We start from the raw sequence: 24,038 nt of genomic DNA on the forward strand, positions 1-24,038 counted from the left end.
ACGACCCGATGACCACCGTGATCGAGAACAACAACCAGAAGACCGACCGTCTCGAAGTCGGAACCCCGCTCCTGGAGGTCAAGGACCTCCACGTGGAGTTCCACACCCGGGACGGCGTCGCCAAGGCCGTGAACGGCGTCAACTACTCCGTCGCGGCCGGCGAGACCCTCGCCGTGCTCGGCGAGTCCGGCTCCGGCAAGTCCGTGACGGCCCAGACCATCATGGGCATCCTGGACATGCCCCCGGGCAAGGTGACCCAGGGCGAGATCCTGTACCGCGGCCAGGACATGCTCAAGATGAGCAACGAGGAGCGGCGGAAGATCCGCGGCCGGAAGATCGCGATGATCTTCCAGGACGCGCTGTCCGCCCTCAACCCGGTGCTCAGCGTGGGCTACCAGCTCGGCGAGATGTTCCGGGTGCACCAGGGCGCCTCCAAGGCCGAGGCGAAGGCCAAGGCCATCGAGCTGATGGACCGGGTGCGCATCCCGGCCGCCAAGGAGCGGGTGAACGACTACCCGCACCAGTTCTCCGGCGGCATGCGCCAGCGCATCATGATCGCCATGGCGCTCTCCCTGGAGCCCGACCTGATCATCGCCGACGAGCCCACCACCGCCCTGGACGTGACCGTCCAGGCCCAGGTGATGGACCTGCTGGCCGAGCTCCAGGCCGAGTACAACATGGGCCTGATCCTCATCACCCACGACCTCGGTGTGGTCGCCGACGTCGCGGACAAGATCGCCGTGATGTACGCGGGCCGGATCGTCGAGACCGCCCCGGTGCACGAGCTGTACGCGAACCCCGCGCACCCGTACACCAAGGGCCTGCTGCGCTCGATCCCGCGCCTGGACCAGAAGGGCCAGGAGCTGTACGCGATCAAGGGCCTGCCCCCGAACCTGCTGAAGGTTCCGGCCGGCTGCGCGTTCAACCCCCGCTGCGATGTCGCCACCGACCTGTGCCGCACGCAGATCCCGGAGCTGCACCACGTGACGGACAAGGACGGCAAGGAGCTCACCGGCCGCCGCAGCGCGTGCCACCTCTGGAAGGAGACCCTCCATGGCTGAGACCATCCTGGAGGTCAAGGACCTGGTCAAGCACTACCCGCTGACCCAGGGCATCCTGTTCAAGAAGCAGGTCGGCGCCGTCAAGGCCGTCGACGGCATCTCCTTCGACCTGAAGAAGGGTGAGACCCTCGGCATCGTCGGCGAGTCCGGCTGTGGCAAGTCCACGCTGGCCAAGGTGCTGATGAACCTGGAGCGGGCCACCTCCGGCCAGGTGCTGTTCAAGGGCGAGGACATCTCCCAGCTGTCCGGGAGCGCGCTCAAGGCCGTCCGGCGCAACATCCAGATGGTGTTCCAGGACCCGTACACCTCGCTGAACCCGCGCATGACGGTCGGCGACATCATCGGGGAGCCCTTCGAGATCCACCCCGAGGTGGCGCCCAAGGGCGACCGCCGCAAGGCCGTCCAGGACCTGCTGGACGTGGTCGGGCTCAACCCGGAGTACATCAACCGGTACCCGCACCAGTTCTCCGGCGGTCAGCGCCAGCGCATCGGCATCGCCCGCGGCCTCGCGCTCAAGCCCGAGATCATCATCTGCGACGAGCCGGTCTCCGCCCTGGACGTGTCCGTCCAGGCGCAGGTGATCAACCTGCTGGAGCAGCTGCAGGGCGAGTTCGGCCTGTCGTACATGTTCATCGCGCACGACCTCTCCATCGTCCGGCACATCTCCGACCGCGTCGGCGTCATGTACCTGGGCAAGATGGTCGAGATCGGCTCCGACGAGCAGATCTACGACAACGCCACCCACCCGTACACCCAGGCGCTGCTGTCCGCGGTGCCGGTGCCGGACCCGACGGCGCGCGAGTCCCGCGAGCGGATCATCCTCAGCGGGGACATCCCCTCGCCGGCCAACCCGCCGTCCGGCTGCCGCTTCCGCACCCGCTGCTGGAAGGCGCAGGAGCGCTGCGCCGAGGAGATCCCGCTGCTGGCGATCCCGACCACGCTGGAGGGCCCGGCCGCGCACGAGTCGGCCTGCCACTTCGCCGAGGTCCGGGAGTCGGCCGCGGCCTGACGTCCCGTTCGCACCCGGAAGGGCCCGTGGCTCGTGCCACCGGCCCTTCCGGCGTTCCGGACACCCGGCACCACGTCAACTCGGCAGCGCGTTACGGCACCCGTCCGGGTGCTCCCGACTCGCGCCGTCGGCGGGTCGCGCTTCTCATGGGGTGTGATGCGACACACACCCCTGAGGAGGGACCTCCATGCCCGTAGCCGCCCGCGCCCGTCTGGTCCTCGCCGCTGCGACGTCCGTGGTCCTGGTGGCCACCGGGTGCAGCAGCAGCGGCGGAGGAGGCGGCAGTAGCTCGGCGGACGCCAGCAAGGCGTTCAGCTACCAGAGCAGTGAGCCGCAGAACCCGCTGCAGCCCGCCAACGCGAACGAGGTCGGCGGCGGTCGCATCATCCAGAACCTCTTCAAGGGGCTGGTGGACTACGACCCGGCCACCGCCAAGATCCGGATGCAGGTCGCGGACAAGATCGACACCAGTGACTCGCAGACCTTCAACGTCACGCTGAAGGACGGCTGGAAGTTCCACGACGGCACCCCGGTACACGCCAGGAACTTCGTGGACGCCTGGAACTGGGGCGCCAACCCGGCCAACGGGCAGATCAACAGCTCCTGGTTCTCCGACATCGAGGGCTACCAGGACGTCCACCCGGCCACCGGGAAGCCCACCACGGACAAGATGTCCGGACTGACGGTCACCGACGACCTGCACTTCACGGTCAAGCTGAGCCACAAGGTCTCGTACTTCGAGTACAAGCTCGGCTACATCGCCTTCTCGCCGCTGCCGGACGGCTTCTTCAAGGACCCGGCGGGGTACGGGCAGAAGCCGGTGGGCAACGGCCCGTACCAGTTCGTCAGTTGGTCGCACAACACCGAGGTGGTCACCAAGACCTTCCCGGACTACCAGGGCGTGGACAAGCCGAAGAACGGCGGCATCGTCTTCAAGATGTACACCACGTCCGAGGCCGCCTACGCGGACCTCCAGTCCAGCAACCTGGACGTGATGGACCAGGTGCCGCCGTCCGCGCTGGCGACGTACAAGAACGACCTGGGCGACCGGGCCATCGACGCCCCGCAGGGCGCGATCCAGAACATCGGCTTCACGCTCTACCAGGGCGACTGGTCCTCGCCGGACAAGGCCAAGGTGCGCCAGGGCCTGTCGATGGCGATCGACCGCGACATCATCACCAAGACCGTGCTGCAGGGCTCCCGAAAGCCGGCCACCGCCTGGGTCGCCGAGGGCGTCGAGGGCTACAAGGACGGCGCCTGCGGCGACTTCTGCAAGTTCGACCCGGCCAAGGCCAAGCAGCTGATCCAGGACGGCGGCGGCGTCCCCGGCAACAAGCTGACGATCACCTACAACGCGGACGGCGGCCACAAGGAGTGGGTCGACGCGGTCTGCAACTCGATCCGGCAGAACACCGGCGTCGACTGCCTGGGCGACCCGAAGCCCGACTTCAAGACCGCCCGCGCGGCGATCACCACGCACCAGCTCAACGGCGCCTTCCGCACCGGCTGGGTGCAGGACTACCCGCTGAACGCCAACTTCCTGTCCGACGTGTACCGCACCGGCGCGGCCTCCAACGACTTCGGCTACAGCAACCCGCAGTTCGACGACGCGGCCACCAAGGCCGACGAGGCCGCCAGCGTCGCCGACACGGTGAGCGGCTACCAGCAGGCCGAGGCCGTGCTGCCGAGCGGCATGCCGGCCATCCCGCTCTGGTACTACCGCACCAACTCGGGCTACTCGAACAAGGTGCAGAACGTGAAGTTCGACTCCTTCGGCAACCCGGCCTGGACCCAGGTCGAGGTCAAGGGCTGATGCCCTCCTTGCCCGCCATCGGGCAGGAGGGGCCCAGCCCCCCCACACCGGCCCCGCCCTCCCCGCACGGAGGGCGGGGCCCGGTCCTCTCGGCCGGCCGGCCCCGGTCGGTCACGCCCTGGAAGGAGGCTCGGATGGGCAGTTACGTGCTGCGGCGGGTGCTGCAGATGATCCCGGTGTTCTTCGGTACCACGCTGCTGATCTTCGTGATGGTCTACACGCTGCCGGGCGACCCGGTGACGGCGCTGTTCGGCGAGAAGGCGGCCGACCCGGCGGTGGTGGCCAGCATCAAGCACAAGTACTTCCTGGACCAGCCGCTCTGGAAGCAGTACCTGCACTACATGGGGAACCTGTTCCAGGGCGACTTCGGCACCAGCTTCACCGGCCGGCCGGTCTCGGACATCATGGCCGACGCCTTCCCGGTCACCATCCGGCTCGCACTGCTGGCCTTCGTCTTCGAGATGGTGCTGGGCCTGGCGTTCGGGGTGCTCTCCGGGCTGAAGCGCGGCAGCATGTCGGACACCCTGGTGCTGGTCCTCACCCTGGTGGTGATCTCGATCCCGGTCTTCGTGCTGGCCTACATCGCGCAGACCGTGTTCGCCACCAACCTGGGCTGGGTCACACCGACGGTGCAGGACAGCTACGACCTCTCCCAGCTGATCCTGCCGGCGGTCGTCCTGGGCTCGCTCTCGCTCGCGTACGTCGCCCGGCTCACCCGCACCTCCATCGGCGAGAACCTCCGGGCCGACTACATCCGTACCGCGACCGCCAAGGGACTGCCCCGGCGGACCATCATCTCCCGCCACCTGCTGCGCAACTCGCTGATCCCGGTGGTCACCTTCCTCGGCACCGACCTGGGCGCACTGATGGGCGGCGCGATCGTCACCGAGGGCATCTTCAACGTGCAGGGCGTCGGCAACGTCCTGTACCGGGCGATCAACACCAAGGAAGGACCCACCGTGGTCGGCATCGTGACCGTCCTGGTGATCATCTACCTGGTCGCCAGCCTGCTCGTCGACCTGCTCTACGCGGTCCTGGACCCGAGGATCCGCTATGCCTGACATCCACGACGAGGACTCGTTCGAGCCCCGCCCCAAGCCGGGAGTCTCGCGCCTCGACTACGCGGGCGAGCAGGGTATGGCGGTCGAGCAGGAGACTTTGGTCGAACCCGACGTCGGGAAGCGGGAGGAGGCTCGCAGTCTCTGGGGCGACGCCTGGCGGGACCTGCGCCGACGGCCGATCTTCCTGCTCTCGATCGTGCTGATCGTGCTGCTGGTGGTCATGGCGATCTTCCCCTGGGCCTTCACCGACGCCAACCCGCGCAAGGCCGACCTGCTGCACGACTACCTCAAGCGGCCGGACTGGACGGACTTCTTCGGCGCGGGCTGGTTCGGCTACGACGCCCAGGGCCGGTCCATCTACGCCCGCGTCGTCTACGGCGCCCGCGCCTCGATCACCGTCGGCATCTTCGTGACCGCCGCGGTCACCGTGCTCGGCGGGCTGACCGGCATGGTCGCCGGGTACTACGGCGGGGCCGTCGACGCGGTGATCTCCCGGATCGTCGACATCTTCTTCGGCATCCCGCTGTTGCTCGGCGCCCTGGTGCTGCTGAACGCCTTCACCGTCCGCACCGTGTGGACCGTGGTGCTGGCGTTGGCCGTCCTCGGCTGGACCCAGATCGCCCGCGTCATGAGAGGTGCGGTGCTGACCGTCAAGCAGTCGGACTACGTGGTGGCCGGCCGGGCCCTCGGTGCCGGGACGGGACGGCTGATGTTCCGGCACATCCTGCCCAACGCGATCGCCCCGGTGATCGTCGTCGCCACCATCGCCCTGGGCGGCTACATCGCCACCGAGGCGACGCTGAGCTTCCTGGGCATCGGACTGCAGGACCCGACCATCTCCTGGGGCATCGACATCTCCTCGGCCCAGAAGGTGATCCGCACGGCACCGTACGTGCTGTTCTTCCCGGCCGCGGCGCTCTCCGTCACCGTACTGGCCTTCATCATGATGGGCGACGCGGTGCGCGACGCCCTCGACCCGAAGCTTCGCTGAGCGAGGGGAGCGCATCGTGACTACCGTTGTGGGCAGTGCCGGGCGCGAGGCGCAGGCGCCGTACCAGGGGCCGCTGCTCGACGTACGGGACCTGCACGTCGAGTTCGTCACCCGGGACGGCGTCGCCCGGGCCGTCAACGGGGTCGACTACAGCGTCCGGGCGGGCGAGACGCTGGCGGTGCTGGGCGAGTCCGGCTCCGGCAAGTCGGTGACCGCGCAGGCGATCATGGGGATCCTGGACATGCCGCCGGCCCGGATCCCGCGCGGGGAGATCCGCTTCCGCGGCCGGGACGTGCTGAGGATGGGCAAGGACGAGCGACGGAGGATCCGCGGCCGGAAGATCGCGATGATCTTCCAGGACGCGCTGTCCGCGCTCAACCCGGTGCTCAGCGTCGGCTTCCAGCTCGGCGAGATGTACCGGGCCCACCACGGGGCCTCCCGCGCGGAGGCGAAGGCCAGGGCCGTCGAGCTGATGGACCGGGTGCGCATCCCGGCGGCCAAGGAGCGGGTGAACGACTACCCGCACCAGTTCTCCGGCGGCATGCGCCAGCGCATCATGATCGCCATGGCGCTGGCCCTGGAGCCGGACCTGATCATCGCCGACGAGCCGACCACCGCGCTGGACGTGACCGTCCAGGCCCAGGTGATGGACCTGCTGGCGGAGCTCCAGGCCGAGTACAACATGGGCCTGATCCTGATCACCCACGACCTGGGTGTGGTCGCCGACGTCGCTGACAAGATCGCGGTGATGTACGCGGGCCGGATCGTCGAGACCGCCCCGGTGCACGAGCTGTACGCGCGGCCCGCGCACCCGTACACCAAGGGCCTGCTGGACTCGATCCCGCGACTGGACCAGAAGGGCCAGGAGCTCTACGCCATCAAGGGCCTGCCGCCCAACCTGCTGCGGATCCCCAAGGGCTGCGCGTTCAACCCGCGCTGCCCCCGGGCGCAGGACGTCTGCCGGGCCGAGGTGCCGGAGCTGTTCCAGGTCGCCGAGGACGACGGCACGCCGTTGGAGGGGCGCGGCAGCGCCTGCTTCTTCTGGAAGGAGACCCTCCATGACCGCTGACGGGGCCGGCGCGACGGGCGCCGCTGTGCCGGAGGAGGCCGCCTTCGACCAGGAGGTGCCGCGCGGTGAGCCGATCCTGGAGGTCCGGGGCCTGGTCAAGCACTTCCCGCTCACCCGGGGCGTGCTGTTCAGGAAGCAGGTCGGCGCGGTCAAGGCGGTGGACGGGGTCAGCTTCGACCTGATGCAGGGCGAGACGCTCGGCATCGTCGGCGAGTCCGGCTGTGGCAAGTCCACGCTGGCCAAGGTGCTGATGAACCTGGAACCGGCCACCGGGGGGTCCGTCCGGTACAAGGGGGAGGAGATCTCCAGGCTGTCCGGGAGCGCGCTCAAGGCCGTCCGGCGCAACATCCAGATGGTGTTCCAGGACCCGTACACCTCGCTGAACCCGCGCATGACGGTCGGCGACATCATCGGGGAGCCCTTCGAGATCCACCCCGAGGTGGCGCCCAGGGGCGACCGCCGCAGGGCCGTCCAGGACCTGCTGGACGTGGTCGGGCTCAACCCGGAGTACATCAACCGGTACCCGCACCAGTTCTCCGGCGGTCAGCGCCAGCGCATCGGCATCGCCCGGGGTCTGGCGCTCAAGCCGGAGATCATCATCTGCGACGAGCCGGTCTCGGCGCTGGACGTGTCCGTCCAGGCACAGGTGATCAACCTGCTGGAGCAGCTGCAGGGCGAGTTCAACCTGTCGTACATGTTCATCGCCCACGACCTCTCCATCGTCCGGCACATCTCCGACCGGGTGGGGGTGATGTACCTGGGGAAGCTGGTCGAGATCGGCAGTGACACCAAGATCTACGACCACGCGACCCACCCGTACACCCAGGCGCTGCTGTCCGCGGTGCCGGTGCCGGACCCGACGGCGCGCGAGTCGCGGGACCGGATCGTGCTCACCGGGGACGTGCCCTCGCCGGCCAACCCGCCCTCGGGGTGCCGGTTCCGCACCCGGTGCTGGAAGGCGCAGGAGCAGTGCGTGGTGGAGGTGCCGCTGCTGGCCTCGCCGAGCTGGCTGAGCGGGGAGGCGTTCCACGATTCGGCGTGTCACTTCGCGGCGGAGCGCGAGATCGGGCAGAGCGCGGCGGAGCGCGAGATCGGGCAGAGCGCGGCGGAGCGCGAGGACGGACAGGGCGGCAGCGGCCAGTCGTAGCGGTCGGTGCCGCACCCGGGGCGCGTCCTCACAGCGAGGGCGCGCCCCTTCGCCGTGATGGAACCGAGATCTCCTGCGGACTCCCCAAGTGCACGCCGTTCCTTGATAGTTGCACTGCGCCCATCGATGCTCGCCGCTGTGCCGAGGAGGCTGCCCGGATGGACATGGTGGAGGTGACCGGCGGCGGTCGGGAGAACCTGGTGCCCGGGACCCCGCTGCTTGAAGTCGACGACCTGCACATCGAGTTCCACACCCAGGACGGCGTCGCCAAGGCCGTCAACGGGGTGAGCTACTCGGTGGCGGCGGGGGAGACGCTGGCGGTGCTGGGCGAGTCCGGCTCCGGCAAGTCGGTGACCGCGCAGGCGGTCATGGGCATCCTGGACATGCCGCCCGGGAAGATCACCGCCGGGCGGATCCTGTTCCGGGGCGAGGACCTGCTCGCCATGAGCCCCAAGCTCCGTCGGACGGTCCGCGGCCGGAAGATCGCGATGATCTTCCAGGACGCGCTGTCCGCCCTCAACCCGGTGCTCAGCGTGGGCTACCAGCTCGGTGAGATGTTCCGGGTGCACCAGGGGCTCTCCCGCACCGAGGCCCGGGCGAAGGCCGTCGAGCTGATGGACCGGGTGCGCATCCCGGCGGCCAGGCAGCGCGTCGGCGACTTCCCGCACCAGTTCTCCGGCGGCATGCGCCAGCGCATCATGATCGCCATGGCGCTGGCCCTGGAGCCCGACCTGATCATCGCCGACGAGCCGACCACCGCGCTGGACGTGACCGTCCAGGCCCAGGTGATGGACCTGCTGGCGGAGCTCCAGGCCGAGTTCAACATGGGCCTGATCCTGATCACCCACGACCTCGGTGTGGTCGCCGACGTGGCCGACAAGATCGCGGTGATGTACGCGGGCCGGATCGTCGAGGCCGCCCCGGTGCACGAGCTGTACGCGCGCCCGGCGCACCCGTACACCAAGGGCCTGCTGGACTCCATCCCGCGACTGGACCAGAAGGGCCAGGACCTGCACGCCATCAAGGGCCTGCCGCCCAGCCTGCTGCGCGTCCCGCAGGGCTGCGCCTTCAACCCCCGCTGCGACCGGGTGCGGGACGTCTGCCTGACCGAACTCCCGCCGCTGGTGCCGGTGGCGGACGAGGACGGGGCCGAGCTGCCGGGCCGCCGCAGCGCCTGCCACTACTGGCGCGAGACCCTGCACGGCTGAGCCCGCGGCCCCGGGCCCTACTTGGTGAAGCCGACGTTCTCCCAGACGATGTCGGACAGGCCCTGGGCACCGATGTTGGCCAGGTCGGCGCGGGCGCCGTACAGCTGGGGGCGCTGGTAGAGCGGCAGCACGCCGGCCACCTTCCAGAGCTCGCCGTCGGCCTGGTTGATCGCCTCGGAGGCGGTGTTGGCGTCGGGTGCGGCGCCCGCCCGGTCGAGTGCGGCGTCCACCGCCGCGCTGCCCGCGCCCGCCCGGTTGGTGGCGCTGTTCTGGGCGTAGGAGGCACGGCTGCCGCTGGCCGGGAACGGGGTGCCGAGCAGGGCGTAGACGGCGATGTCGAAGTCGTTGCGGTTGATGTACTTGTCGAAGAACTCGTTGGGGGCGGCCGTCACCGGGGTGACCTTGATGCCGACGTCCTTGAGCATCCTGGAGACGGCCGCGGTCTCGCCCTGGGCCACGGTGACCCCGGCCGGGACGACCATCCGCAGGTTCAGCTCGTGACCGTCCTTCTTCCGCACGTCGCCGTCGAGCTTCCAACCGGCCGAGTCCAGCTTGCGGGCGGCCTCGGCGGGGTCGAAGCGGGACAGGCCGAGGGAGTTGTCGCGGTAGCCGTTCTGGTTGGCGACCAGCAGGTGGTTGTTGAGCGGTACGGCGGGCCAGTCCAGGCCGTTGAGGTCGGCGCGGATCAGCGTGTCCCGGTTGATCGCCTGGAACACGGCCTGTCGCACGGTCGCGTCGGTGAGCAGCGGGCTGCGGGCGTTCAGGGTGAGCTGGCGGAAGTCCGGGCCGCCGGCCCGGCGGACGGCCGCGCCCTTGGTGTTCTTGATGACCTGGTAGCCGGCCAGGTCCGGGCCGTTGTTGAAGAGGTCGATCTGGCCCTTGGCGAAGGCGGCGCCCATCGCGTCGGGCAGCATGGCGTGGAAGACGATCCGGTCCAGCATGGGCTTGTCGCCCCACCAGGTCGGATCGGCGACCAGGGTGACGGTCTGTGCGGCCGGGTCCAGCCGCTCGACCTTGAAGGGGCCGGCGGTGAGCGGGATCGCGTCCAGGTAGGCCGTGTTGAACAGCTCCGGGGTGGAGACCTTGCTCGCGGGCAGCAGCGGGGCGTTGGCGGCGCCGTTGAACATCGACTGCCACTCGGAGAACGGCCGGTCGAAGGTCATCACGGCCTGGAAGTCGTCCTTGCCCCGCTCGACCGAGGTGACCAGCTCGAAACCGGAGGTGCTGGACGGCCGGTAGGCCGGGTCCTTGCCGTTCATGGCGCGCCAGTTGGCCTCGATGTCGCGCCAGGTGATCGGGGTGCCGTCGGACCAGTGCGCCTTCGGGTTGAGCGTCCAGGTGACCACCTGGTGGCCGTCCTTGACCTCGGCGTGGGCCTCCTGGAGGTAGGCCGGGTTGACGGTCTGGGTGCCGGCCGCGTCCGAGCGGAAGAAGGTCGGCAGCAGCGGCTTGCTGACCGCGACGGTCGAGGACTCGGTGCCGTCGGTGTGGATCGGCGACCACTGGTGGGAGAACTGGGTGATCGCCAGGTTCAGGGTGCCGCCCTGGCGCAGCTGGCCTCGGTCGTGGGCGTTGATGTCGACCGAGGTCAGCTTGGGCACCCCGGCGGCGCTCGGCAGTGCGTCCGCGGCGGCGCCGTCCTGGGCGGAGGAGCAGGAGCAGAGCGCGAGCGAGAGCGTCAGGACGGTGAGACCGGCGAGCAGCGCCGTCCGGTGGTGCTGGAGGCGGCGGCCCATCGGCGTGGCTCCCGGGGTGACTGTGACGGATGGTGTGGCGTCACATCTTGCTGACCGGAAGGGGGAGTTGTCGAGGGGCGGGACCGCCGCATCCGTGCGGTGCGGGGCCCCGCCCCGTCGTTCGTGTCCGGTTCGTCAGGCGACGGTGAACTTGTAGGTGCGTTCCTTGTCGCCGGTCTTGTCGAACAGCGAGCTGACGGCGTCCGCGACGTCCTGCGGGGTGATCGTGGCGGTCTGGCCGTTCTTCTTGACCTTCACCTTGTCGAACAGGCCGTTCAGCTGGGAGCTCAGCACGTCGAGGTCCCACTTGGGTGCGATCTTGCCGGAGGCGTCCGGGGTCAGGGTGAGCGCCTTGGCGGCGGTCTTCGGGCCGAAGTCCCAGGACTTGGCGCCGGCCACGATGTGGATCTTCCCGCTGGTCACCTGCTTGCCGAGGCTGTCCGCGGCGGCCTGGAGGGCCTGGGTGGAGACCTTCGGCTGGGCGGCCGTGACGGCGAGCGCGATCGGCTGGTCGGGCTTGCCCGCGGCGCGGTCGCGGTAGGCCTGCTCGACCACGTCCAGGGCGGCGGTGGAGTCCACCGCCTGGCCGGCCTTGCCGGGGACGACGACCGGGTCGCCGTTGTCGGCGAACTTGACGTAGCCCTCCTGGAGGCCCTGGCCCGAGCCGGCCGCCAGTGAGTCCAGCGCGGCCTTGAGCTTGGCGCGGTCGACCCGGACCTCCGGGGCGACGGCCTTGGTGCCGCCCTGGATCGACTTGATCACGTCGACCGGGTTGTAGTCGTGCGCGGCGAGGCCGTCCACGGTGGCCGTGGTGTCGAAGGTCAGCCCGGCGACCGTCGGGTCGAGGTCGACCGCCTGGTCGCCGATCTTCAGCTTCAGCGGCTGCTGCCCGGCCTTGCCGACCGACGCGTCCAGCGCGTGGATCGCCTGGTCGCGGCTGTTGCCGCCGATGTCCGTGCCGAGCACCACGGTGCCCTTGGGGACGTCGGACTGGTTGAGCATCAGGCCGGTGCCGTACGCGGCGGCGCCGAGGAACAGCACGCCGCCGAAGGCGTAGACGCCGAGCTTGACGAGCTTCTTCGCGCCGCCGCGCTTGACCTTGGCGGGGGCGGACGGCTCGGTCTTGGCCTTAGCGGAGGGCGGACCGGGCGCGGGCACGGGGCCGGACCCGGGTGCGGAGCCGGGGACGGGCTGGGCGGCGGGTCCGCCCGGGACGCCCGGGACGCCCGGAGCGCCCGGGCCGGCCTGGGGGCCGGAGCCGGGGCCGGGGGCCGGGGTCGGCAGCGGGGTGACCTCGGTGGCCTCGGGGTCGCGGCGGCCGGCCTGCCGGGGCCGGGGCCCGCCGGCGGCGGGCTGCGGGGCGGGCTGGGGCGCGCCCGGGAAGAGCCCGCCGGGGCCCGCCGGGGTGGCGAAGGGGTCCTGGCCCGGGGTGGCCGGGCGCTGGGTGGCGAACGGGTCGGCGCCGGTCGGGGCCGAGGCGAACAGCCCCGGCTGGGGACGGTCGTCGGCGCCGCGCGGGGCGCCGTTCCGGGGCGGGCCGGGTATGGCGGCCGGCGACGGGGTGTTCTCGCGGATCGGCGCGAAGCCGTCCACCGAGGTGTCCTCCGCGCCCGGCCCGGTCAGCGGGTCGGCCTGCGGCGTCCCGCCCTGCTGCGGGCCGTTCGGGCGGGCGCCGTTCGCCCGGGGCGCGCCCTGCTGCGGCGCCTGCCGCTGCGGACGGTTGCCGCGCGGGCCGCGGGCACCGGCGTCGGGACCGGTCGAGGCGAAGGGATCGGCGGCCGGTGCGAACGGCTCGGCGGTCGGTGCGAAGCGGTCGGAGACCGGCGCGAAGGGATCGGCGGCCTCGTACACCCCGGGCTCCTCGCCCGGAGCCCCGGCGCCGTACGGCGAGGCGGGGGCGACGGGGGAGGGCGCGGCACCCGGGCCGGGCGCCTTGCCCTGGGCGGGCACCGGACGGCCGTTCGCACGGGCAGCGCCGGCGGCCGGAGCCGGGCGGGCGCCGTTCGGGGCGGCGGCCCGGGGACGCGCCTCGGCGCCGGCGCCGGGCACGGCCGGGGCCTCCGGCGCGCTCGCGGCGCCGGCCGGCACCGCGGCCGGGGCGGGCTCGGCGGCCGGGGCCTTCTTCTGCCGGGGCCGGAACCAGGCACCGGTGGACTCGGACTCCGAGGTGGCCGGCGGGATCGGCGGGATCTGCCACTCCGGCGGCAGGTTCGGCGGGGTGGCCGAGCGGCCGCCCTCCATCACGCCGAGGACGGGCGAGGCGGGCGCGGAACGGTGCCGGGGGCTGCCCGGCTCGGCGGCGGGCGCCTGCTCGGCCGGGCCCTCGTCGTTGTTCTTGGCGGTCTCGTTCTTGACGGTGCTGCGGACGACGACCGGCGGGATCGGGCGCGAGCCGGGGATGTTGATCCGGACCCGCGTGGTCAGGGTGGTCTCGGTCTTCGGACCGTCGTCCTCGCCGCCCGACCCGGCGTCGGTGCCGGCCGCGGCCCGGTCGCCGCCGGGGAGGCCCGGGGTGCCGTAGGGCGGCGTGCCCGACGGGTAGGCGTCCGGACCCGTGCGCCGGGGCGTCGGGTTGGCGTTGTCAGATTCGCGGCTGCTCAATGCTGCTCTGCTCCGGGTTCGCGGGCGGGCCGTGCGGCGCGACCGCGGTTCGTGGTCGCCGGGCCTGGGGCAAACGGCGGTCGGGTACGACGTACTGCGGGACCACCATACTGGGAAGAACTGAGCGGTGAACGGCTTCGGACAGATCCTGATACGTCCGGTTCCTCCGGTATGAGAGTACGGCGGAGTGGTCCTGACTGCGCGTTGTGTGCGCTACCGTACGCGGCTGCCCACCGGGGTCAGCGAGGGGGGTTGGGCACCCCGGGGAACCAGCTGGTGCGCGTGGGCAGGGTGGCGCAGATCACGCCCAGGATCGAGCCGACGAACAGCCAGGCCAGCGAGGTGGCGTTGGACCACAGCACGTTGTCGCCCTCCGGCCGGGGCACCATCAGCAGCAGCATCGCCAGGAACCAGCCGGCCGCGGGCACCGCTGCGCCCAGCCTGGTGCCGGTGACCCGCAGGCCCGCGTAGAAGGTCGCGGCGGTGGCGGCGAGCGACAGCAGAACTCCCGCGGGCGGCCACAGGGCCTGCACAAAGGATCCGCAGACGGACACCGCGATGCCGAGCAGGAAGAACAGGACATACGCCGCGATCCGGGCGGGGCGCGGGGGTTGGGGCTCGGCCAGCCGCTCCTCGCGGGTGCCGACGGCGGCCACCGCGATCGAACGGCGCTTCGGCTTGGCGGCGGGCGCGCTCATCGGACGTTCTCCTCGCTGGGAGTCGGGTCGGTGGTACCGAGGCCCGCGAACAGGTCGCGTTCGGGCCGCTCCGGCCCGGCCTGGCCGTGCACCAGTTGGTAGTACTCGGTGGCGAACAGCGGCTGACCGAGGTGGTTGGAGAGCGCGAAGGAGGAGCCGTCCACGGTGATCTGGGTGGCGTGCGCGGCCATCGCGGCGGCCTTGCGCCCGGTGTGCGCGGTGCCGTCCAGCACGGTGGTGACCACCTCGTCGGCCACCACTCCCGGCACGTCGGAGGGTTGGGCGGTGCCGGGGAAGGCGGCCTCGGCGGCGGTCGCGGCGAGCCCGGCCTCCAGCACCGAGCGGGGCATCCGGTTCCAGTACACCTTGGCGATCCGCCAGGCGGCGCCCAGCTCCGGGCGGTGCGCCGGATCGGCGGCCAGCTCGTACGCGCGCATCGCGACCCGGTGCGCCTGGATGTGGTCCGGGTGCCCGTAGCCGCCGTTCTCGTCGTACGTGACCAGCACCTGCGGCCGCACCTCGCGGACCACCGCGACCAGGTGGTCCGCCGCCTCGTCCACGTCGGCCCGCCAGAAGCAGCCCGGGGCGTCGTTGTCGGGCACGCCCATCATCCCGGAGTCGCGGTAGCGCCCCGGACCGCCGAGGAAGCGGAAGTCGGTGACGCCGAGGGCGCGCATCGCCTCGGTCAGCTCGCCGATCCGGTGCGCGCCGAGGGTGTCGTCCCGATCGGCCGTCAGGTGGGCCAGCTCCGGTGGGATCACCTCGCCGCCCTCGCCGAGGGTGCAGGTCACCAGGGTCACCCGGGCGCCCTCGGCGGCGTACCGGGCCATGGTGGCGCCGTTGCCGATCGACTCGTCGTCGGGGTGGGCGTGCACCAGGAGGAGGCGGCGGCCGGTAGTCGCGGTCATGGGAGGAAGCCTATGGCCTGCCGCCGGACTCGCGTCGTTCGCCCGTGGGCGGGGGTTCGGCGGCAGGCCCTGGTCCACCGGCTCGCGGGGCTCAGAGCTTCAGGCCGTTGATCATCCCGGCGAGGTTGGTGGTGACCTGGCTGATCGACGGGGCGATCGAACTGGAAGCCAGGTAGAAGCCGAGCAGCGCGCAGACGATGGCGTGCGCCGGCTTGAGGCTTGAGCGGCGGATCAGCACCACCACGATGACGAGCATCAGCACGGCTGCGGAGACGTTCATGGCCATGTCGGCTCATACCCCTTCTCGGGCGCCGACCCCTGGGGAGGGCGGCGGTGGGACCGTACGGGAACCGGGGTCGGGTGACCGGGGGCCCGGGACGGGGCCCGACGATCACTCGCCCGACCAGTCATACCCGATGGGTAAGGGGAGCATTACATTCAGTGAGTCCGCGCGCGCCGGGGCAGCGGGGCGCCGGAGGGGCGCACAGGCCGGTCGGAGGGGGTTTGGACCCCTTTGGGGTGTACCCGGGGAGGATGCTCCGAACGAGTGATCGTCAGTCACCGATCAGTCGTAGCCCGCCGTCATAGGGTCTGGTGCCATGACCCTCCACACCCCTGCGGACACCTTCCCCCGGCAGTACGCGCGGACCCTGCGCTACACCGTCGGCGCCCCCCGCTCCTTCTCCGTCGCACCGGACGGCTCGCGGGTCGTCTTCCTCCGCTCGCGTTCCGGCAGCGACCGGGCCAACCTGCTCTGGACCCTCGACACCGCCACCGGAGAGGAGCGGATCGCCGCCGACCCGGCCGTCCTGCTCGGCGGCGGCGAGGAGGACCTCTCCCCGGCCGAGAGGGCCCGGCGCGAACGCAGCCGGGAGGGCTCGGCCGGCATCGTCGGCTACGCCCTGGACGCGGAGGGCCGGCAGGCCGCTTTCGCGCTGTCCGGCCGGCTGTTCACCGCCGACCTGATCACCGGCGCCACCAACGAACTGCCCGCCCACGGCCCGCTGCTGGACCCGCGGCTCTCCCCGGACGGCGCCCACGTCGCCTACGCCAACACCGCCGGCGAACTGCGGCTGACCCGTACCGACGGCACCGGCGACCGGGCGCTCGCCGAGCCGGACGGCCCCAACGTCACCTGGGGGCAGGCCGAGTTCATCGCCCAGGAGGAGATCGACCGCGACCGCGGCTTCTGGTGGTCCCCGGACGGCGAGCGGCTGCTGGTGGAGCGCGCCGACGACACCCCGGTGCGCCGCTGGTGGATCGCCGACCCGGCCAACCCGCACCGCGAGCCCGCCGAAGTCGCCTACCCGGCGGCCGGCACCGCCAACGCCGAGGTCGGACTCTGGCTGATCGACCTGCACGGCGGCCGCACCGAGGTGTCCTGGGACCACGAGGCCTTCCCGTACCTGGCCCGGGTGCACTGGTCCAACGGCGGCGTTCCACTGCTGCTGGTCCAGTCCCGCGACCAGCGCGCCCAGCAGGTGCTCGGCCTGGACGTGGCCACCGGCGGCACCGAGGTGCTGTTCGAGGAGCGCGACGAGGCCTGGCTGGAGGCCTTCCCGGGCGTGCCGGCCTGGACCCCGGACGGCAGGCTGGTGCGGATCTCCGACGAGGGGGGAGCGCGGGCACTGGTGGTCGGCGACCAGGCCGTCACCGGGGCCGACCTGCACGTCCGTTCGGTCGTCGCGGTCACCGAGCGGGAGGTGTTCTTCAGCGCCTCCGGCGGCGCCGGGGAGACCGACCCCGAGCCGGGCTGGATCGCCGTCGGCCGGATCAGCCACGACGGCAAGCAGCTGGCCTGGGAGTCCGCCAACGGCCGTCCGTTCACCTCCGTCACCACCGCGGTCCACGCGGGCGGGATCACCGTCCGGGCCACCGCCGAGCCCGACCTGCCCGGCACCCTGGTGCAGGTCGCCCGCGACCTGCCGGAGGGCGTGGTCGTCGACGACGTCGCCACCGTCGCCTCGTACGCCGAGACCCCGGTCATCACCGCCCGCCCGGTCTTCCGCTTCGCCGGCGAGCGCCGCATCCCCTCCGCCGTCTTCCTGCCCACCGGCTACGACCGCGAGCGCGACGGCCTGCTGCCCGTCCTGATGGACCCGTACGGCGGTCCGCACGGCCAGCGCGTCGTCCAGGCGCACAACCCGCACCTCAACTCGCAGTGGTTCGCCGACCAGGGCTTCGCGGTGGTCGTCGCCGACGGGCGCGGCACCCCCGGGCGCGGTCCGGCCTGGGAGAAGTCGATCGCCTTCGACTTCGCCGGGGCCACCCTGGACGACCAGGTGGAGGCGCTGCGGGCGCTCGCCGAGGAGTTCCCGCTGGACCTCGACCGGGTCGCCATCCGCGGCTGGTCGTACGGCGGCTACCTCTCCGCGCTCGCCGTGCTGCGCCGCCCCGACGTGTTCCACGCGGCGGTGGCCGGGGCGCCGGTGACCGACTGGGAGCTGTACGACACCCACTACACCGAGCGCTACCTGGGCCACCCGGCCGAGCGGCCCGAGGTGTACGCGTCCAACTCGCTGACCGGCTACGCGGCCGGGCTGGAGCGCCCGCTGATGATCATCCACGGCCTCGCGGACGACAACGTGGTGGCCGCCCACACCCTGCGGCTCTCCTCGGCGCTGCTGGCCGCCGGACGCCCCCACACCGTGCTGCCGCTGTCCGGCGTCACCCACATGACCCCGCAGGAGGAGGTCGCGGAGAACCTGCTGCTGCTCCAGGTCGACTTCGTCAAGCGCTCGCTGGGGCTGTAGGAGCCTCCTCACCGGCGCGGTCGGCGGCCGGCACCCCGTTCGGGCCCCGGCCCGGGCGGGTGCCGGCCGCCGGCATGACATCCGTCATACCGAAGGCACGACGGCCGACACTGCCGCCGGCCCCGCCCTCGCGGGACTCTGAGGTGGTGCGGACAGGACCGCACGCGACACCCCTCAGGGGAGAGGAGCCGGGCGATGGTTACCGAGGTGGCCGCCTTCCGCGGCGTTGGCAAGAGCTACGGGCGGGTGCGCGCCGTGGACGGCCTGGACCTGGTGCTGCGGCCGGGCGAGACCGTCGCCCTGCTCGGCCCGAACGGCGCCGGGAAGTCCACCAGCCTGGACCTGCTGCTCGGCCTGCGCGAGCCCGACCAGGGCAGCGTCACGCTGTTCGGCGGCACCCCGCGGGCGGCGATCGCGGACGGGCGGGTCGGCGCGATGCTGCAGAGCGGCGGGCTGATGACCGACGTCAAGGTCCGCGAACTGGTCGAGCTCGCCTGCAAGGTGCACCCGCGCGGTCGGTCGGTCACGGGGGTGCTGACCGACGCCGGGATCACCGAGATCGCCGAACGCCGGGTGGACAAGCTGTCCGGCGGCCAGGAGCAGCGGGTCCGCTTCGCCCTGGCGATCGCCGGCGACAGCGACCTGGTCGTGCTGGACGAGCCCACCACCGGCATGGACGTCAGCGTCCGGCAGGCGTTCTGGGCGAGCATGCGCGCGCAGGCCGACGCCGGGCGCACGGTCCTGTTCGCCACCCACTACCTGGAGGAGGCCGACTCGATCGCCGACCGCGTCCTGGTGCTGCACCGGGGCAGGCTGATCGCCGACGGCAGCTCCGCGGAGATCAAGGCGCGGGCCGGGGCCCGCCGGATCGCCTTCGAACTCCACGACGTCGACCTGTCCTCGGCCGCCGTACCGTTCGACGAGGCCGTGCTGCGCGCCCTGCCGGGCGTGCGGTCGCTGGACGTCACCGCCCGCGTCCCGGGGGTGCGGACGGTGCGGATCCGGACTTCGGACGCCGACGGCAGCGTGGCCGGGATCTACCGGGCGGGCCTGTACCCGCGCGGCCTGGAGGTCACCGGCGTCGGCCTGGAGCAGGCCTTCCTGACCATCACGGGCGAGCTGGACCGCGAGGCCGACGCCGAGCGCGTCGCGAAGGAGAGCGTGCGATGACCACCCTGATCAAGCTGGAGATCCTGCGGACCCTCCGCAACCGGCGCTACCTGTTCTTCACCGTCCTCTACCCGGCGCTGATGTACGTCTTCTTCATCAACGCCTACGGCTCCGGCAACCAGGCCGGCGGCCTGCCCGTGAAGACCTACTTCATGGTCTCGATGGCCACCTTCGGCGCGGTCGGCGCGGTGCTCACCGGCAGCGCCCAGCGGATCTCGCTGGAGCGCAAGAGCGGCTGGACGCGCCAGCTGCGGCTGACCGCGCTGCCGGGCCGGGCGTACACCGTCGGCAAGATCGCGGCGACCGCGGTGACCACGCTGCCGGCGATCCTGGTGGTCTTCGCGGTCGGCGCCGTCCAGGGCGTCTCGCTGAGCGCCGTGCAGTGGGGCGGGCTGGTGGCCGCGCTGTGGCTGGGCAGCTTCGTCTTCGCCGCGCTCGGGGTGGCGCTCGGCTACGCGGCGGCGCCGGACGCGGTGCAGCCGATCGTGATGATCACCTACATGGCGATGGCGCTGCTCGGCGGCACCTGGTTCCCGGTGAGCGGCTCGCTGGAGAAGTTCGCCCGGTTCAACCCGGTGTTCCTGTACAACAAGCTGGCCACCTTCACCCAGCCCGGGCACTCCCTGGACCTGGTCGCGGTCGCCGGTCTGGCCGCCTTCTTCGCGCTGTTCGCCGCCGCCGCAGCAGCGCTGTACCGGCGTGACACCCGGCAGGCATGATGATCGACATGAGTGACGCGCTCCAGACCCACCGTTCCGACGAGCAGCCGGAGGCGGGTGCGGCGCGCGCCGGGTTCATGACCGCCCCCGGCTCCCCGGTGGAGACCAGGCGCCAGATGCTGGTCAAGGTCGCCTGGATGCTGCTGTGGATGACCTACCTGGCCTACCCGGCGGGCAACCTGGTCAACGGCGGCCACAGCCCGGCCGGCCAGGTGTTCGGCTGGGCCTGCCTGGCGGTCTTCGTGGTCTCCTACGTGCTGCTGGTGATCTTCCGTTCGCAGGCGGGGATGAGGCCGCGGGCCTGCCAGGTGATCGTCGGCACGATGATCGTGCTCGCCGTGGTCTCCTCCTTCGCGCTCGGCGGCGCCTTCCTGACCATGTTCATCTACGCCTCGGTGTGCCTGGCGGTCATCACCCCGCCGAACCTCGCGCTGCGCGCACTGATCGGCATGGCCGCGCTGACCGCGGCGACCGGTCTGGTGATCCACGCCGGGAACGACAACATCTCCACCTTCGTCCTCACCGCCTTCCTCTCCGGCGTCGCGATGGCCGGCCTGCAGCGACTGGTCGCCACCATGAAGGAGCTGCGCGAGGCCCGGGCCGCGGTGGCCCACCTGGCCGCCTCCGAGGAGCGGCTGCGGCTCGCCCGCGACCTGCACGACCTGCTCGGGCACTCGCTCTCGCTGATCACCCTGAAGAGCGAGCTGGCGGGGCGGTTCATGGACGCCGGCAAGGACGAGGCGGCGCGGGCGCAGGTCGCCGACATCGAGCAGGTCGCCCGGCAGTCGCTGATCGACGTGCGGGAGGCCGTGACCGGCTTCCGCCGCCCGACCCTGCCGGTCGAACTCGCCGCCGCCCGGACCGCCCTGTCCGCCGCGCAGGTCCGGCTGGAGGCCGCGCCGGAACTGGTGGACGCCTGGCCGTCGCTGGCCAACGAGGAGGCGGGCGCGTTGGCCTGGGCGCTGCGCGAGGCCGTCACCAACATCGTCCGGCACGGCGAGGGCGCCACCGTCTGCACGGTCACGGCGGACGAGACCTGGGAGTGCGACGGCGAGCGGAACGCCGTCCTCGAGATCACCGACAACGGGCGCGGCCCGGGCAAGTCCCAGCCGGGCAACGGGCTCTCCGGGCTGGAGGAGCGCCTCGCACTCGTCGGCGGACGGCTGGAGACCGGCCCGGGCGAGCGGGGCAAGGGCTTCCGACTACGGGCCTCGGTGCCCCTGCGGACGGCACCGTCTCCGTCCGGGGCGTCCAAGGTCCCGTAGCCGCTCAACTTCCGTCCAGGTCACGGTGGTAGCGGACGGCCGGGCGGCCGTCCAGCAGGAACTCCCCGGTGACGGTGAACCCGTTGTGGGCGAGGACGGCCATCGAGGCGGGGTTGTCGAGCGTGGTGGCGGCGGTCAGGGACCGCAGGCCGTAGCTGTGGGCGGCGAGCCGGCGGACCCGGGCGACGGCCGCCTTGGCGACGCCGCGGCCGGCCGCCGACTCGGCGATCCGGTAGCCGAGTTCGGCGCTGCCGTCCACCAGGTCCATCAGGTTGACGCGACCGACCATCGTGCCGTCCGCGTCCAGGACGACGTGGAACCGGCAGACGCCCTCGGCCTGTTCGGCGAGCAGCGCGGCGTGGCGGGCGGCGAACCCGGTGAAGTAGGCGTCGCCGCGGTCGGGCACGGTACGGGCGAACCAGGCTCGGTTGGCGAGTTCGAAGGCGAGCACGGCGTCGGCGTGGTCGGGGCGCAGCGGCTCCAGGATCAGCATCCGGCCAGTCTGGCGCGCAGGGCCTCGGTGAACCAGTCGAATACCTCGCGCAGGCCCTCCTGGACGGGCCAGCCGTTGATGACGGCCAGCAGCTGCCAGTAGCGCTCGGCGCGCGGGTCGTCGGCGGTGCCGAGACGGGCGAGCAGCCAGTGCCGCAAGGCGGTGTCGTCGGGGCGCTGGAAGGCCTCGGCGTAGGCGGCGGTGAGGGTGGCCAGGACGGGGGCCGCGGCGGAGGAGGCCGGTGGGGTGCCGTCGGCCAGGGCCGCGCCGACCACCGTCCGTACGGTCTCGGTCAGGGCCACGTGCAACCCGCCCCGGTCGCCGTCGGCCCGTTCGGCGGCCTGGTGCTCGGCCATCTTCCGCACCGCCGCCCGGAAGTCCCCGTCCTGGACGAGTTCGCCCAGCTCGACCCAGGCCTCGACCTGTTCGGGCCGCGGCGACCTCGTGCAGCGGGGCCTCGCGCTCCAGCACCCGGCGGATCGAGGACAGGTCGAGCCCGAGGTCGCGCAGGGTCCGGACGAGGTCCAGCCGGGCGAGGGCGTGGACGTCGTAGCGGCGGTAGCCGGCGGCGGTGCGGCCGGTGGGCGGCACCAGGCCGGTGTCGACGTAGAAGCGGATGGTCTTGACCGTCAGTCCGGGGCGCCGGGAGAGGTCGCCGATCGAGTACCTGGTGTCGTCCACGGGCACCACTGTGCGGTCTCCCCCGGCGGGAGACTCAAGCCCGTCGCGGGAAGTGACAGGCCCTAAGGTCGTGGCCATGGGTAACGCAGAGAACAGCCGCTCGATCCGTGTGCTGCTCGCCGAGGACCAGGGGATGGTCCGGGAGGCGCTGGCGGCGCTGCTCGGGCTGGAGGGGGACATCGACGTCGTCGCGCAGGTGGGCCGCGGGGACGAGGTGGTGGCGGCGGTGCTGGCGAACGAGGTGCAGGTCGCCGTGCTGGACATCGAGATGCCGGGCATGACGGGCATCGAGGCGGCCGCCGAGCTGCGCCGGCAGGCGCCCGGGACGAGGGTGGTCATCGCGACGACCTTCGGGCGTCCCGGCTACCTGCGCCGGGCGATGGAGTCCGGGGCGGACGCCTTCCTGGTGAAGGACGCGCCCGCCTCCGAGCTGGCCGAGGCGATCCGCCGGGTGCTGCGCGGAGAGCGGGTGATCGACCCGGCGCTGGCGGCGGCCGCGCTGGCCGAGGGCGCCAATCCGCTGACCGCCCGCGAGCGGGACGTGCTGGGCGCGGCCGCGGACGGCGCGGTGAACGCGGACATCGCCGGGCGGCTGCACCTGTCGGAGGGGACGGTCCGCAACTACCTCTCGATGGCGATCCAGAAGACCGAGGCGCGCAACCGCACCGAGGCGGTCCGGATCGCCCGCGAGAAGGGCTGGCTCTGACGGACGGCCCTCAGTTGAGCCGGTGGCGGGCTGCCCTGGCCTCCTGGCGGACCTTCGCGGCGGTGTCCGGGTCGAAGGCGTCGAGGATCCGCGCGTAGTCGTCCATCTCCGCCGAGCCGCCGAGGAAGTCGCCCATCCGCACGAGGAGCTCCGCCCGTTCCAGGCGGAGCTGGGCGGGGTGGCGGGGGAGCAGCAGGGCGAGTTCGGTGGCCCACAGTTGGGTGCGGGCGTGCTCGGGCCGGTCGGAGGCCCAGACCCGGATGTTGCCGAGCACCCGCAGCACGATGTCCAGCGGCTGGGCCGGGGTGAGCAGGGCGGTGGTGAAGTCGTGTCCGGCGGCGGCGACCAGGTGTTCGACGTCGGCCGGGTCGAGCAGCCGCCCGCCGTGGAAGGGGTCGGCGAGGACGTACTCCTCGCCGCCGGCCGGGCCGCCCACCGCGACGATGAAGTGGCCGGGCAGCGCGATGCCGTGGACGGTGAGCCCGGCGCGCCGCCCGACCTCCATCCACACCAGCGAGAGCATGATCGGTAGCCCGCGCCGCCGGCGCAGCACGTCGGGCAGCAGCGAGGACTCCAGCCGCCGGTAGTCGGACTGCCGTCCGTGGAACCGCTCCCGCCCGCCGAGCACCGCGGCGAGCAGGGCGGCGGTCTCCTCCGGCCCGGACGGCGAGCGTTCGGCGACGGCGACCCGCACGGCCGCCGCGTGCCGGTCGAAGGCGGCCGCGCAGGCGGCGAGCAGGGTCTCCACGCCGGGCGGTTCGCCCGGATCGCCCGGGTCGAGGACGGGGTCGTGCTCGGCGGCGGCGAGCAGGCAGAGCAGCACCGGGTCGGGCTGCTCGGCGCGGGCGGCGGTCCGGAAGCGGTCTCTGCTCTGCTCGGTCACGGTGACGGCGGCGGCCTTCGTACGACGGACGGACAAGCGGACATACCAGGGCGGAACGGTCGGGCG

The 24,038-nt window shown here is 72.1% G+C and carries 21 protein-coding genes and 1 pseudogene; 13 read left to right on the plus strand and 9 right to left on the minus strand.

What is annotated here, in order from left to right; all coding sequences use genetic code 11:
* The first annotated feature begins 8 nt into the window (after positions 1 to 8).
* From ACH4J0_RS28585 to ACH4J0_RS28620, 8 genes are all read left to right on the plus strand, one after another.
* Positions 9 to 1,061, plus strand: coding sequence for an ABC transporter ATP-binding protein (locus tag ACH4J0_RS28585; protein WP_396243496.1), 1,053 nt, complete (start codon positions 9 to 11; stop codon positions 1,059 to 1,061).
* Positions 1,054 to 2,070 carry an ABC transporter ATP-binding protein gene (locus ACH4J0_RS28590; RefSeq protein ID WP_396243498.1) on the plus strand — a complete coding sequence of 339 codons (1,017 nt, stop codon included), beginning with the start codon at positions 1,054 to 1,056 and terminating at the stop codon, positions 2,068 to 2,070. The genes ACH4J0_RS28585 and ACH4J0_RS28590 overlap by 8 nt, the downstream gene beginning before the upstream one ends.
* 187 nt (positions 2,071 to 2,257) lie before the next feature.
* On the plus strand, positions 2,258 to 3,883 hold the full coding sequence (locus tag ACH4J0_RS28595; protein ID WP_396243499.1) for an ABC transporter substrate-binding protein: 1,626 nt from the start codon (positions 2,258 to 2,260) through the stop codon (positions 3,881 to 3,883).
* A 134-nt stretch (positions 3,884 to 4,017) separates the two neighbouring features.
* Positions 4,018 to 4,944: an ABC transporter permease gene (locus ACH4J0_RS28600; RefSeq protein ID WP_396243500.1), complete on the plus strand. Its 927-nt coding sequence runs from the start codon at positions 4,018 to 4,020 to the stop codon at positions 4,942 to 4,944.
* 76 nt (positions 4,945 to 5,020) lie between these two features.
* Positions 5,021 to 5,935, plus strand: coding sequence for an ABC transporter permease (locus tag ACH4J0_RS28605; protein ID WP_396243569.1), 915 nt, complete (start codon positions 5,021 to 5,023; stop codon positions 5,933 to 5,935).
* Between the two features lie 16 nt (positions 5,936 to 5,951).
* Positions 5,952 to 7,004, plus strand: a complete 1,053-nt coding sequence (locus tag ACH4J0_RS28610) for an ABC transporter ATP-binding protein (RefSeq protein ID WP_396243501.1) — start codon at positions 5,952 to 5,954, stop codon at positions 7,002 to 7,004.
* Positions 6,994 to 8,151, plus strand: coding sequence for an ABC transporter ATP-binding protein (locus ACH4J0_RS28615; protein WP_396243502.1), 1,158 nt, complete (start codon positions 6,994 to 6,996; stop codon positions 8,149 to 8,151). Before ACH4J0_RS28610 ends, ACH4J0_RS28615 begins: the two co-directional genes overlap by 11 nt.
* Before the next feature lie 158 nt (positions 8,152 to 8,309).
* Positions 8,310 to 9,359 (plus strand): ABC transporter ATP-binding protein, encoded by a 1,050-nt coding sequence (locus ACH4J0_RS28620; protein ID WP_396243503.1) that lies wholly within the window; start codon positions 8,310 to 8,312, stop codon positions 9,357 to 9,359.
* Between the two features lie 17 nt (positions 9,360 to 9,376).
* On the opposite strand, the gene ACH4J0_RS28625 is transcribed toward ACH4J0_RS28620, so the two are convergent.
* The 5 genes from ACH4J0_RS28625 to ACH4J0_RS28645 form a co-directional block, all read right to left on the minus strand.
* Positions 9,377 to 11,095, minus strand: a complete 1,719-nt coding sequence (locus tag ACH4J0_RS28625; protein WP_396243504.1) for an ABC transporter family substrate-binding protein — start codon at positions 11,093 to 11,095, stop codon at positions 9,377 to 9,379.
* Positions 11,096 to 11,230: 135 nt separating this feature from the next.
* Complete coding sequence (locus ACH4J0_RS28630) at positions 11,231 to 13,696, minus strand: peptidoglycan binding domain-containing protein (RefSeq protein ID WP_396243505.1); 2,466 nt, start codon at positions 13,694 to 13,696, stop codon at positions 11,231 to 11,233.
* Positions 13,697 to 13,935: 239 nt separating this feature from the next.
* Positions 13,936 to 14,394, minus strand: coding sequence for a DUF6113 family protein (locus tag ACH4J0_RS28635; protein WP_396243506.1), 459 nt, complete (start codon positions 14,392 to 14,394; stop codon positions 13,936 to 13,938).
* A complete protein-coding gene (gene mshB / locus ACH4J0_RS28640) occupies positions 14,391 to 15,302 on the minus strand; it encodes an N-acetyl-1-D-myo-inositol-2-amino-2-deoxy-alpha-D-glucopyranoside deacetylase (RefSeq protein WP_396243507.1) in 912 nt (303 codons plus the stop codon). The genes ACH4J0_RS28635 and mshB overlap by 4 nt, the downstream gene beginning before the upstream one ends.
* Before the next feature lie 91 nt (positions 15,303 to 15,393).
* Positions 15,394 to 15,588, minus strand: a complete 195-nt coding sequence (locus ACH4J0_RS28645) for a DUF2304 domain-containing protein (protein ID WP_396243509.1) — start codon at positions 15,586 to 15,588, stop codon at positions 15,394 to 15,396.
* Between the two features lie 313 nt (positions 15,589 to 15,901).
* Between ACH4J0_RS28645 and ACH4J0_RS28650 the strand changes: the two genes are divergently transcribed.
* The 4 genes from ACH4J0_RS28650 to ACH4J0_RS28665 all read left to right on the plus strand — a co-directional run bounded on the left by ACH4J0_RS28650 (position 15,902) and on the right by ACH4J0_RS28665 (position 21,209).
* A complete protein-coding gene (locus ACH4J0_RS28650; protein WP_396243510.1) occupies positions 15,902 to 18,055 on the plus strand; it encodes a prolyl oligopeptidase family serine peptidase in 2,154 nt (717 codons plus the stop codon).
* Between the two features lie 195 nt (positions 18,056 to 18,250).
* Complete coding sequence (locus tag ACH4J0_RS28655; protein WP_396243512.1) at positions 18,251 to 19,225, plus strand: ABC transporter ATP-binding protein; 975 nt, start codon at positions 18,251 to 18,253, stop codon at positions 19,223 to 19,225.
* The gene (locus tag ACH4J0_RS28660; RefSeq protein ID WP_396243513.1) at positions 19,222 to 19,944 is read left to right on the plus strand and encodes an ABC transporter permease; all 723 of its coding nucleotides are present in this window, start codon (positions 19,222 to 19,224) and stop codon (positions 19,942 to 19,944) included. The genes ACH4J0_RS28655 and ACH4J0_RS28660 overlap by 4 nt, the downstream gene beginning before the upstream one ends.
* A gap of 8 nt (positions 19,945 to 19,952) precedes the next feature.
* Positions 19,953 to 21,209, plus strand: coding sequence for a sensor histidine kinase (locus tag ACH4J0_RS28665; protein WP_396243514.1), 1,257 nt, complete (start codon positions 19,953 to 19,955; stop codon positions 21,207 to 21,209).
* Positions 21,210 to 21,213: 4 nt separating this feature from the next.
* Here ACH4J0_RS28665 and ACH4J0_RS28670 read toward each other — a convergent pair whose 3' ends face one another.
* The 3 genes and pseudogenes from ACH4J0_RS28670 to ACH4J0_RS28680 form a co-directional block, all read right to left on the minus strand.
* Complete coding sequence (locus ACH4J0_RS28670; RefSeq protein ID WP_396243570.1) at positions 21,214 to 21,702, minus strand: GNAT family N-acetyltransferase; 489 nt, start codon at positions 21,700 to 21,702, stop codon at positions 21,214 to 21,216.
* Entirely contained in the window at positions 21,696 to 22,058 is a 363-nt protein-coding gene (locus tag ACH4J0_RS28675) for a hypothetical protein (protein ID WP_396243573.1), read from the minus strand. The genes ACH4J0_RS28670 and ACH4J0_RS28675 overlap by 7 nt, the downstream gene beginning before the upstream one ends.
* A gap of 163 nt (positions 22,059 to 22,221) precedes the next feature.
* Positions 22,222 to 22,563: pseudogene (locus ACH4J0_RS28680) on the minus strand (MerR family transcriptional regulator); the annotation flags it as partial.
* Between ACH4J0_RS28680 and ACH4J0_RS28685 the strand changes: the two are divergent.
* On the plus strand, positions 22,460 to 23,089 hold the full coding sequence (locus ACH4J0_RS28685; protein ID WP_396243515.1) for a response regulator: 630 nt from the start codon (positions 22,460 to 22,462) through the stop codon (positions 23,087 to 23,089). The pseudogene ACH4J0_RS28680 and the gene ACH4J0_RS28685 sit on opposite strands and share 104 nt — an antisense overlap.
* 10 nt (positions 23,090 to 23,099) lie before the next feature.
* Here ACH4J0_RS28685 and ACH4J0_RS28690 read toward each other — a convergent pair whose 3' ends face one another.
* Positions 23,100 to 24,008, minus strand: a complete 909-nt coding sequence (locus tag ACH4J0_RS28690) for a transglutaminase family protein (protein WP_396243516.1) — start codon at positions 24,006 to 24,008, stop codon at positions 23,100 to 23,102.
* Positions 24,009 to 24,038: the final 30 nt, after the last annotated feature.

The sequence above is a fragment of the Kitasatospora sp. NPDC017646 genome, from assembly GCF_044329365.1.
Classification (GTDB): domain Bacteria; phylum Actinomycetota; class Actinomycetes; order Streptomycetales; family Streptomycetaceae; genus Kitasatospora.